The 10999-nt window shown below is 62.4% G+C and carries 11 protein-coding genes; 6 read left to right on the top strand and 5 right to left on the bottom strand.

Features of this window, described 5'->3' with window-relative positions:
• Positions 1–864: 864 nt before the first annotated feature.
• Both folP and D6858_RS13205 read left to right on the top strand, forming a co-directional pair.
• Positions 865–1980 carry a dihydropteroate synthase gene (gene folP, locus D6858_RS13210; protein WP_120111434.1) on the top strand — a complete coding sequence of 372 codons (1116 nt, stop codon included), beginning with the start codon at positions 865–867 and terminating at the stop codon, positions 1978–1980.
• Between the two features lie 471 nt (positions 1981–2451).
• On the top strand, positions 2452–2781 hold the full coding sequence (locus tag D6858_RS13205) for an SMR family transporter (protein ID WP_276308691.1): 330 nt from the start codon (positions 2452–2454) through the stop codon (positions 2779–2781).
• Between the two features lie 57 nt (positions 2782–2838).
• Here the strand turns inward: D6858_RS13205 and D6858_RS13200 are convergent, their stop codons facing one another.
• The 5 genes from D6858_RS13200 to D6858_RS13185 form a co-directional block, all read right to left on the bottom strand.
• A complete protein-coding gene (locus D6858_RS13200) occupies positions 2839–3576 on the bottom strand; it encodes a carbonic anhydrase (protein WP_120111431.1) in 738 nt (245 codons plus the stop codon).
• Positions 3577–3780: 204 nt separating this feature from the next.
• On the bottom strand, positions 3781–4296 hold the full coding sequence (locus D6858_RS13195; RefSeq protein ID WP_120111429.1) for a hemerythrin domain-containing protein: 516 nt from the start codon (positions 4294–4296) through the stop codon (positions 3781–3783).
• A 165-nt stretch (positions 4297–4461) separates the two neighbouring features.
• A complete protein-coding gene (locus D6858_RS15885; RefSeq protein WP_165859706.1) occupies positions 4462–4752 on the bottom strand; it encodes a hypothetical protein in 291 nt (96 codons plus the stop codon).
• Positions 4753–4972: 220 nt separating this feature from the next.
• Positions 4973–5761 carry an SDR family NAD(P)-dependent oxidoreductase gene (locus D6858_RS13190; protein WP_240623848.1) on the bottom strand — a complete coding sequence of 263 codons (789 nt, stop codon included), beginning with the start codon at positions 5759–5761 and terminating at the stop codon, positions 4973–4975.
• Between the two features lie 314 nt (positions 5762–6075).
• Positions 6076–7497 (bottom strand): sigma-54-dependent transcriptional regulator, encoded by a 1422-nt coding sequence (locus tag D6858_RS13185; RefSeq protein ID WP_120111426.1) that lies wholly within the window; start codon positions 7495–7497, stop codon positions 6076–6078.
• A 154-nt stretch (positions 7498–7651) separates the two neighbouring features.
• On the opposite strand from D6858_RS13185, the gene D6858_RS13180 reads away from it, so the two are divergent.
• From D6858_RS13180 to D6858_RS13165, 4 genes are all read left to right on the top strand, one after another.
• The gene (locus D6858_RS13180; protein WP_120111423.1) at positions 7652–7777 is read left to right on the top strand and encodes an aa3-type cytochrome c oxidase subunit IV; all 126 of its coding nucleotides are present in this window, start codon (positions 7652–7654) and stop codon (positions 7775–7777) included.
• An 8-nt stretch (positions 7778–7785) separates the two neighbouring features.
• A complete protein-coding gene (locus tag D6858_RS13175) occupies positions 7786–8907 on the top strand; it encodes an NAD(P) transhydrogenase subunit alpha (protein WP_205664945.1) in 1122 nt (373 codons plus the stop codon).
• 246 nt (positions 8908–9153) lie between these two features.
• Complete coding sequence (locus tag D6858_RS13170; RefSeq protein ID WP_120111407.1) at positions 9154–9438, top strand: NAD(P) transhydrogenase subunit alpha part 2; 285 nt, start codon at positions 9154–9156, stop codon at positions 9436–9438.
• Positions 9438–10991 carry an NAD(P)(+) transhydrogenase (Re/Si-specific) subunit beta gene (locus D6858_RS13165; RefSeq protein WP_420823836.1) on the top strand — a complete coding sequence of 518 codons (1554 nt, stop codon included), beginning with the start codon at positions 9438–9440 and terminating at the stop codon, positions 10989–10991. The genes D6858_RS13170 and D6858_RS13165 overlap by 1 nt, the downstream gene beginning before the upstream one ends.
• Positions 10992–10999 lie beyond the last annotated feature (8 nt).

Below are 10999 nucleotides of genomic sequence, written 5' to 3'. Positions count from 1 at the left end.
TGCGGCTTCTCGCGATGACGGATGGCGAGGTGGGGCGAGGCTACGTTCTTGCCCGCCCCCTCTCACCCCCGCACCGGTTCCGTCACCCCGGCCACCGAGCCGGGGTTCAGCTTTTGCCAGTGCCCCGCAGGAAGAAGAGCGGGGCCCCGGATCAGGTCCGGGGCGACGTTGTGGGGTGGTCAGGCTTCTCCGCAAGCTATGGCGCGATGGTGCCGCCCATCACGGCGGGTGTGAGAGGGGCGAGGTACGGTCCTTGGATTGCCACGTCGCCTTCGGCTCCTCGCAATGACGAGGCTCGGGGTCGGGTAAGGCCGCGTTCTTGCCTGCTTGGCTATCGTCCTGCCCCCTCCGTTCGTCATTGCGAACGCAGTGAAGCAATCCATGGCGTGAGGATGCTGCCCATCACTTCGGCTGTGATGGAGGCAAAGGGGCGGTCCTTTGATTGCCACGTCGCCTGCGGCTTCTCGCGATGACGGATGGCGAGGTGGGGCGAGGCTACGTTCTTGCCCACCCCCTCTCGCCGCCGCACCGGTTCCGTCACCCCGGCCTTTGAGCCGGGGTCCAGCTTCTGCCAGTGTCGCGCAGGAAGAGGAGCGGGGCCCCGGATCAGGTCCGGGGCGACGTTGCAAAATGCGGGGCGGTGGTGGCCAGATGACCGCAGGCGCCGCGCGTGGGTGGCAGACGGTGCCTCCCACCCTCTCACCCTCTTTCCTACAGCGCCCGCTCGCCATAGATCGGGGGAATGCGCCGCCATTGCCCTTTCCATCCCCATTGCAAACGGCGATTGGTAGAGGCGGATTTTTTCTCTTCAGGACTGTGTAACATGCGGTCCATGTCACCCTGTTACATGAAGGTGCGCGCGCGATGAGCCAGCAGATCTACCTCCAGCCCATCGGCCTCTGCGATAGCCCGCAAAGCGAAGAGGGCGATGCGGTACGGCTGGCCGGAGGGCTGGTCTATGCCCACCGCTTTGCCGCGATCGTGCGGCAGGGCGGGCAGGTGACGCAGCGCTTGCGGTTCAGCCCGGCGGAGGCGGCCGATACCTTCGCCGCGCTTCCGGCCGATCTGGGCGCAGAGGCGGAGGCGCAGTGGAGCAATCTGCGGATGGCGCATCCGCCGTTGCAGATGGGCGGGCGCACGATCCGGCTCGATCAGCCGCAAGTGGCGGGTATCCTCAATGTCACGCCCGACAGCTTCTCCGACGGAGGCAAGTTTCTCGACCGGCCCGAAGACGGCGCGGCCCACGCGGCGCAGATGCTGGAAGCGGGCGCGGCGATGGTTGATATCGGCGGCGAATCCACGCGTCCCGGCGCGCCTGCCGTGTGGGAGGGGGACGAGCTTGAGCGGGTCCGCCCTGCAGTCGAATACTGCGCGCAGATGGGCGCGGCGATCAGCGTCGATACCCGCCGTGCCGCGGTGATGGAGGCCGCGCTCGACAATGGGGCGCATATGATCAACGACGTATCCGCCCTGCGCCACGATCCGCGCAGCATGGAACTGGTCGCGGCGCGCGGCTGTCCGGTGGTGCTGATGCATGCGCCGGGGGAGGGCGAAGATCTGCATGCCGATGGCGACTATGCCGCAGTGGCGTTCGATGTGTTCGACTGGCTGCGCGAACGGCGCGATGCGGCACTGGCCGCCGGCGTGGCGCGGGCCAATATCGTGCTCGATCCCGGCATCGGGTTTGGTAAGTCGCTGGCGGAAAATCTATTTCTTATCAATGCACTGCCGCTTTTTCATGCACTGGGGCAGCCGATTATGCTAGGCGTCAGCCGCAAACGGATGATCGGCGCGCTCAGCAACGAGGTTGCCGCTCAACAGCGGCAAGGCGGCAGCGTGGCGCTGGCGGTCAAGGGGATGGACGCCGGGGTGCAGATCGTGCGGGTCCACGACGTGTTCGAAACGGTGCAGGCGCGCAATGTATGGCGCGGTCTGCGCGATGCCGCACTGACCGATTTCTCCGCTCTGCCGGGGGACTGACCGGCTGTGATCTCCGCTATACTATCCGCCCTGGAGCAGGGTGCCGGGGGGAAATAGGCGAAAGTCGGGGCAGGAAGGTCGGTCGGGGTCATTTGATGGAACCCATGCGGAGCGCGGGCAGCCACGTCTGTGAATAGCGGACGCAGCATCGAACCGCCAGCGTGTGCCCCCCCCGAAAGGTAACCAGCGGAAGCGCAACTCGCAGCGCGGCGCAAACGGCGCATGGTTTTCGTGCAGAAGGTAGAGGCAGCCTGATCGGCACCGGTAACCCCGCTTAGTTACAGTCAAATCCAAAAGCACACTGACTTCAACGCCTGAAAGCCCTATATCCGCACTGTCGAAAATAGAGCAGCAGGGTGGTGGCTCCTGCACCCGCACTGCGGGTTCTTCTCCGCCTCGGCGTCAATCGAACAACGTTCGGGGTGGCGCGGCGAGGTGTTCGCGCTCCCCGCAGAGATATGGAGCGTGAATGTGAGCTACGTCTATCTGGGTATGGCGATCCTTGCCGAAGTGATCGGAACCACTTTTCTGAAGCAGTCTGACGGCTTCTCAAAGCTTGTGCCAGGCCTTGTCACCGTCGCCGCATATCTGGTGTCGTTCTACTTTCTCTCGCTGACGTTGAAGTCGATTCCAACGGGCATTGCTTACGCGATCTGGTCTGGTGCCGGGATTGTTCTGATATCGGCAGTCGCCTGGATATTCCACGGCCAGAAGCTGGATGGTCCGGCGATTGCGGGAATGGCGCTGATAATCTGTGGCGTGGTGATAATGAATCTCTTTTCCAGAGTGGCGGCGCATTGATCGCTGCGAAGCTTGCCACTTCCACTTGGGGAGGCGGCAGGCCCTGTTCTCCTAGCGTCAATTCTCCGGCGCGAGAACCAGACGGCCGTTGAGTGGTTGCAGCGATCGATTGCTGGTGCCCAGTCGATCGGTCATCGCGGCAATCTGTTCCTTGCTGGCAGTCAGTACGGTGGCGGCAACGAACCAGTTCACCCCTTCGCTGCACGGTGGAGTGGTGAGCGAGCCCATGTAGCGATAGACCGCCTGATCGCGCGGTGCCAGTTGCGCGAGATCGAGTTCGACACTGTCTGCCCCGGCAGTCACCGCGTCGAGTATTGTCTGCAAGGCGGGATTTTCCGCGCCCGCTTCGAATGTCACGCCCAGAACCGTCAACTCGCCATCGTCGGTCGCATGGACGAAATGCGCGGCGAGTGGATAGAGTTTGCCGTGGATCTTGTGTTCAGCCGGGGTGTGGAAATGGACTTGCCTGAGCGGGAACAGGCGTCCCCCGTGGATCAGGCCCATGCCCTGATCGACCTCCGCCTTCATTTTGCCGGGGCCGACCGTCAGCTTCGCCGGGGCGGGGCCATAGGCGGCAGCGAAGCGCGTTGTGCCGCGCGTGGCGACTGCGCTCAGGTCGACTGGCGATTGCATCGTGCCCCGATCGCACAATCCGTAACGGGGATTGACGGCAGACCAGTTTTCCGCCGTTTCACCATCGCGATAATGCCAGTCCCGTTCGCCGCTCGTGTCGGCATAGGCAGCGCTGGCGCAGCCAAGGGTAAGGATGGCTGCAATGAAGGCGGGCAGAGACATTTTCACGGCTTAGTATTTCCCGAATCCTGAGGCCGGTTGTGGCTATTGTTCGGGTGCCGTTTTTCAACGATGCCACCTTACCGCAAATCAATTAGAGGGTTAAATCGCTCAAAAATATATTAATGCCGCGATATCTCTTTGAAGCTTATAGAAAACTTCCAATAAGGGGGAGGTGCATCCTCCATCTCTGAACGGAGTATTTGATCAGGCTGCTTCGTTTTTCTCGATATATTCTTCCGGGTCTTTCTCTTCGCGTTCGTATTCGCCCGAATGGTGCGATTCGAATGCAAGGTATTTGAGGCCGAGCTGAACGCGTTCCTCTAACGGCACCTTGCGACGGAAGTCGGTCAGGCCCTGACGCTCCTCCTCGCTCATGTGCTTGGAGTTCTGAAGGTTGGTCTTATCGACGCATTTCCACCATGCGTCCGAACCGACCTTCTCCTTCTTCGCGGCTTCGGCGGCTTCGGCGATCTTGTTGTGATCGTCGATCGCATCGTCGGTGGTTTCTTCCGCACTGTCGGAATCGAGCGCGCCTTCGCCCAGTTGCAGCAAGCGTGGGTAGAAATAGAGCTCTTCGGCCTCCGCATGGGCTTCGAGGAAGTTGCGAAGGCGGTTGAAGATCTTGCCCAGCGTGTCGTTATCGCCGCGCGCTTGGTCGAGCGCGGCGAACATCCTGCGCTGGCGATCGTGGTCGGCAAGGATGCAATCGACGATATCCATAAAATTCCCTTCGTTATTCGGTGTTTGCCGAATGAACGGAATTCCAGCGCTGTGGTTCCGAATGCCCGATCCGGGGTTTGTGGCCGGTGCTGCCGGGGCGGTTCTGCTTCCCTGCACAGTCTGTGCATTCACCGTGGCCATTGTGTCGGGTGGCTCCAGCGCGTTTCACTCTTCGTGATTGCGAACGCGGTGAAGCACAATCCAAGGCTCGGCGGTCGCGCCCATCGCACTGGTTGGGGATGAGGCGAATGGCGGTCGATGGATTGCCGCGTCGCCTTCGGCCCCTCGCAATGACGAGGGGGCGGGTGAGGCTACGTTCTTACCCGCCCCGTCGCCCCGTCGCCCCGCTTCCGTCACCCCGGCCACCGAGCCGGGGTCCAGCTTCTGCCAGTGCCGTGCCAGAAGAATAGCGGGGCCCCGGATCAGGTCCGGGGCGACGGCTTGGGATAGTCGCATGCCTCCCCACTCGTCATTGCGAACGCAGTGAAGCAATCCATGGGGTGAGGGTTCCGCCTATCGCGGCGGTTGTGACGGAGGCCAAGGGCGGACGATGGATTGCCACGTCGCCTTCGGCTCCTCGCAATGACGAGGAAAGAGGATGGTTGGGCGATGCGGTGTTCCCACTTGCGCTATTCCGGCTCGGCGCCCCCCGCAGATGATCTTCCGTTCCAGATCGCTACAGCGAATAGCCTCCGTCGCTCACCAGAACGGTGCCGGTAACATTGGCTGCCATGTCGGACAGCAGATAACCGATGTCGCAGGCCAGTTCGTCCGGCGTAGCGAAACGACCGCGCGGGGTGTCGGCACCCATCGCTGCAATCGCGGCATCGCGCCCGTGCGCGGCGACCGCTTGCTGAAAAGCCTCTCCGCTGTTCCAGATATTGGTATCGACCCCGCCCGGCGCGATGGCGTTCACGCGGATATTGTGCCGGGCGTTTTCTGCCGCAGCGATCCGCGCCATGTGCGCCACACCGGCCTTGGCCACGCCATAAGCACCAATCCCGGCCACTGGCTTAATTGCGGTTATCGAACTGGTGACGACTGCGCTGCCGCCGCCAGTGGCGCGCATCAGTCGCAGCGCGGCGGCCAGCGTCAGGAACGCGCCATCGAGGTTGATTGCCATCACGCGGCGCCATTCCTCGAAACTCTGTTCGGCAATCGGGCCAGCGCTGCCGATCCCGGCATTGACCAGCGCGTGATCGAGTTTGCCCACGCTGCGTTCGAACCCGCCCCAGAATTGCGGATCGGACACGTCGTGTACATGATGTTCGACTTCGCAGTGCAGGGCGAGCGCCTCCAATCCTGCCGGATCGACATCGACCAGATGCAGCTTCGCAATGCCATGATCGGCCAGCCACCGCGCTGCGGCGGCCCCGATGCCCGATCCTGCCCCGGTGACGAGCGCGGTCTTGCCGGAAAAGTCGAGGGGGTTGCTGGCGCCCGGATGGTGTGTGTCTGTCATCATCGCAATCTAGCGGAGCAGAGCGGGCGGCGAAACGGTTTTCCTACACGATATGCATCGTGGCACTTTGCCGGTCGGAGCTGCGTTTCGCGCGGTGCAATTGCAGGTGGAATGGAGGTTTGGAAAAAAGTGCGATCCGGCAGTCCAAACGGGCGAAATGCGAAAGCCACATCGTGACGATGCCGTGTGCCACGATCAGACCAAAAAAATGGACATGAACACAAGTGTTTGCTGCGCGGAGTTGCGATTTTGGAGGACGAAAGTCACACTTTCAAAACTTGAAGGAGCGGTCCATGTCTGCGTGAACCGGACCGCCACTATGCAGCGTTGTCGATCCCCAGATCGCCCAGTTTGCGATAGAGCGTCGAGCGTCCGATCCCCAGCCGCCGGGCCACTTCGGTCATTCGCCCGCGATAGTGGCCAATCGCCAGCCGGATCACATCGGCCTCGATCTCTTCCAACGGGCGCAGATTGCCATCGTCGGTGTAGAGCATCACGCCCACGCCCTCCTGTCGCGGGTCGCGCTGATCGTCGAACTCGCTGCCCAGCATCTCGGTCAGTTGCGGGAAGCTGGCGGCGGTCAGCGCATCGCCGTCGCAGAACACGGCAGCGCGGAACAGCACCTGTTGCAACTGGCGCACGTTGCCCGGCCAGTCGTATGCCGACAGCAACGACAGTGCGCTGTCGGTTATGGTCAGCGTGCGAAGCCCCGGCTGTTCACCGATACGCGCCAGGAAATAGCGTGAGAGGGCAGGGATATCGCCCGCCCGGTCACGCAAGGCGGGCAGCGCAATACGCGTTGCGCCGAGCTGTTCGAGCAGGGCGGGGTGGAAGTAGCCCGCGTTCTTCGCATCGATCAGCGGCAGGTTGCTCGCGCTCAGCACCCGCACATCGATGCGGAAACCGTGCTTCGCACCAACGGGACGAACCACGCCGGTGGCCAGCGTTTCGGCCAGCTTGGCCTGCATTGCCATGTCGAGCCGGTCGACTTCGTCGATCACCAGTGTGCCGCCATCGCAAAACTGCAATGCGCCCATCTGCCGTTCGAACGCACCGGGAAATGCGCCTTTCTCATGCCCGAACAGCACCGATTCGATGGAATGGGCCGGAATGCCGCGTGCGTTGATGAGCCGGAACGGCGCCTTCGAACGCGGGCTGGCCGCGTGCATTGCGCGCAACAGCATCTCCTTGCCGGTGCCGTTCTCGCCTTCGATCAGCACGTTGCCGTGGCCGCGAGCGGCCTTGGCAGCTTTGGCGAGAGCGGCGCGGAACATCGGCGCGGTGCCGACCATCGCGTCGAAGTCGAGCACGGTGCCCATCTTCTCGGTCAGCGGTTGCAGTTCGTCGCGCGGAGCTTCCTGCCGGGTCGCACTGCGGAGGGCCTGCATCAGACGGTCGGGCGCGACCGGTTTGATGAGGTAATCGGTGGCACCTGCGCGCATCGCCTCTACCGCCAGCAACGGGCTGGAACTGGTGGTCAGCATCAGTACCGGCAGACCGGGGCGGCGGGCTTTGAGTTCTTCGATCAGGCTGCAGGCATCGTCGCCCGGCACCCACTGGTCGAGGATGATCGCGGACAGCTGCATCCCCTGGCGTGTGCCAAGGGTGGCGATGGCGCTTTCCGAATCGGCCACTACGATCGTACGCCAGCCCTCACGGGCGGCGAGCGCGCTGATTAACCGGCTCTGCGCCGGTTCGTCGTCAATCAGCATCAGGAGGCGTTCTGCGCCGTGTGCCATAGTTACCCGAATGTCCCGTTATGGTACGAAAGCCCGCTTTACGCCAGGCAAGTAAATGCGAGATTAAGGCTGATGCGACAGGGCTTGAGCCTGTGGCGAGCGTTCGATAGGAAGTGGGAAAGAGAGTTTGCCTAACACAGGGGTATTTATCACAATGGCATCTGCAAACGATATGAAGGAACACGAAGGCACTTACGATGGCTTCATCGGGCTAGTCAAAATCAGCGTTCCGGTGTTGATCATCATTGTGGCGCTGGTCGTTCTCGCGATCGCAAGCTGATCGCCGCCTTGCGGATAGCTGTCCTCAAGGAGACTGCTCCGGGTGAAACCCGCGCCGCAGTCACACCTGAAACTGTGAAGAAGTTCATGGGGTTGGGTGCTGTCGTCGCGGTTGAACAGGGCGCCGGGCAAACTGCCTCCATCACCGATGCCGCCTATTCCGATGCCGGGGCCGAACTTGGCCCGGCGGAGCAGGTGCTGAAGGGTGCGGATATCGTCCTTGGTGTGCAGGCGCCCGATCCGGGTGCTCTTGTCGGGGTGAATCCCGGCGCAATGGTCGCCGCTACGTTCGACCCGTTTGGCAACCGTGCGCGTGTAGATGCCTATGCCAGCGCCGGGCTGGAAGCGCTGAGCATGGAGTTCATGCCGCGCATCACCCGCGCGCAGAGCATGGATGTGCTATCCAGCCAGTCCAACCTTGCCGGATACAAGGCGGTGATCGCTGCCGCCGATACATATGGCCGGGCGTTCCCGATGATGATGACTGCCGCCGGCACGGTTCAGGCCGCGCGGGTATTCGTGATGGGCGTCGGTGTTGCCGGGTTGCAGGCGATTGCCACGGCCAAGCGGCTGGGCGCGCAGGTTTCCGCAACCGACGTGCGAAGCGCGACGAAGGAACAGATCCAGTCGCTTGGGGCCAAGCCGATTTTCGTCGAAAGCGTCGCGGGAATCGAAGGCGAAGGCAGCGGCGGCTATGCCACGGAAATGAGCGAAGAATACCAGAAGGCGCAGGCCGAACTGGTATCGGGCCATATCGCCAAACAGGATATCGTTATCACCACCGCGCTGATCCCTGGCCGCGCCGCGCCGCGCCTGATTTCGGACGCGCAGGTTGCCAGCATGAAGCCGGGCAGCGTGATCTTCGATCTGGCAGTGGCCCAAGGGGGCAACGTCGAAGGGTCGGTCGCGGATCAGGTGGTGGAAAAGCATGGCGTGAAGATCATCGGCTTTGCCAACACTCCTGCCACGCTGGCGGCAGATGCCTCTGCACTGTTCGCGCGCAACCTGTTCAACTTCCTCTCCGCATTCTGGGACAAGGAAGCGGGCACTGTCACTCTGGACGAAGAAATCGGCGATGCCGTGCGCCTGACCAAAGGCGGGGCGGTCGTGAACGAGAGGTTGCAGGGTTGAAGGGGGCGCCTGAAAACGCGAAATTCCTCGCTCGCCGGGGCGGGTGGCAGCGCGTAGCGCTGACGGAGGGGACGAAGTGAAGAACCACGCTCGGCAATCCCTCCAAACCGCAAAGGCGATCTTGCGCGATGCGTCCGTCATGGCAGATTCGATAGCGAGCTATTGGGCCGATAATCCCCATCCGTCAGCCGCTGAGGCGGCTGCCACCTCCCCGGTTGGGGGAGGATCAGCAGGAGCCATCCGTTAATGGACTTCATATCCATCTTGTCGATTTTCGTGCTGGCCTGTTTTGTAGGGTACTACGTCGTCTGGTCGGTCACGCCTGCGTTGCATACGCCTTTGATGGCGGTGACCAACGCCATTTCCAGCGTCATCATCGTGGGCGCGCTGATCGCGGCTGCGGCGGCGAACGTGCCGGGGGCCAAGTGGCTGGGGCTGGCGGCGGTCGTGCTCGCCAGTGTCAACATCTTCGGCGGCTTTGCCGTGACCGAACGGATGCTGGCGATGTACAAGAAGAAGGAGAAGAAGTGATGAGGTCGCTCTTCTCAATCATACGCCAACGCGCTGAAAAGGGCGTCAGCATGAAAGCCGTTGTCACGACGAGCCTAGGCGCTGTGCTGGCTCTGTTTACGGCAACACCGGCCTATGCTGCCGGGGCTGAGGGGCAGGCAGTCAACCCGTGGGTCGCGCTGGCCTACCTCGTCGCCGGTGTGTTCTTCATCCTCGCCTTGCGTGGGCTGTCCAGTCCGGCCACCAGCCGCCGGGGCAACCGGTTTGGCATGGCGGGGATGCTGATCGCGGTGGTGACGACGCTGGTCACGCATTCGGTCGGCAATATCTGGGAAATCGCCATCGCCATCGCCATCGGTGGCGCAGTCGGGTTCGTGATCGCCCGGCGGATCGCGATGACAGCGATGCCGCAACTGGTGGCGGCGTTTCATAGCCTGGTCGGTCTGGCGGCGGTGCTGGTGGCAGCGGCGGCATTCCTCAACCCCGGATCGTTCGGCATTCTCGACGCGGCGGGCAATATCCTTGCCGTCAGCCGGGTGGAGATGGTGCTGGGCGCGGCCATCGGGGCGATCACGTTCAGCGGATCGGTGATCGCCTTTGCCAAGCTGAACGGGAATATGAGCGGCGCACCGATCATGCTGCCGGGGCGGCATATCATCAACCTCGGCACATTGCTGGCGATTATCGTGCTGACGGTTCTTTACGCCATGCAGCCGGTGGCTGGTGCGGGTGAGGGATGGATATTCTGGGTCGTGCTCGGCCTTGCCTTTGCCATCGGGTTCCTGCTGATTATCCCTATCGGTGGGGCGGATATGCCCGTCGTGGTGTCGATGCTGAACAGCTATTCCGGCTGGGCGGCAGCGGCGATGGGCTTCACGCTGCACAACACCGCGATGATCGTCACCGGTGCATTGGTCGGATCGTCTGGCGCAATCCTCAGCTATATCATGTGCCGGGCGATGAACCGCAGTTTCATCAGCGTTATCGCAGGCGGCTTCGGCGCGGAAGACAGCTCCGGCGGCAGCGCTGCCGGTGGCGAGCAGCGTCCGTATAAGCAGGGCAGTGCCGACGATGCCGCCTTCATGCTGGAACAGGCGGAAAAGGTCATCATCATCCCCGGCTATGGTATGGCCGTGGCGCAGGCGCAGCATGCCTTGCGCGAGATGGGCGATGTTCTGAAGGAGAAGGGTGTCGAGGTGAAATACGCCATCCACCCGGTCGCGGGCCGTATGCCGGGGCATATGAACGTGCTGCTGGCAGAGGCGAATGTGCCCTACGACGAAGTGTTCGAGCTGGAAGACATCAACAGTGAATTCGCGACTGCCGATGTCGCCTTCATCATCGGCGCGAACGACGTGGTGAATCCCGCGGCCAAAACCGACAAGTCATCCCCGATTTACGGGATGCCGGTGTTCGATGTGGACAAGGCGAAGCAGGTGTTCTTCATCAAGCGCAGCATGGGCGGCGTGGGCTATGCCGGGGTCGATAACGATGTGTTCTATATGAACCAGACGACCATGCTGCTGAGCGATGCCAAGAAGATGGTCGAGGAAATCGTCAAGGCGCTCGACTGATCGCGAGC

Origin of the sequence: Tsuneonella suprasediminis (assembly GCF_003605755.1) — a bacterium.
In the GTDB taxonomy this organism is placed as follows: domain Bacteria; phylum Pseudomonadota; class Alphaproteobacteria; order Sphingomonadales; family Sphingomonadaceae; genus Tsuneonella; species Tsuneonella suprasediminis.
This window is presented reverse-complemented; position numbering and strand designations above follow the sequence as displayed.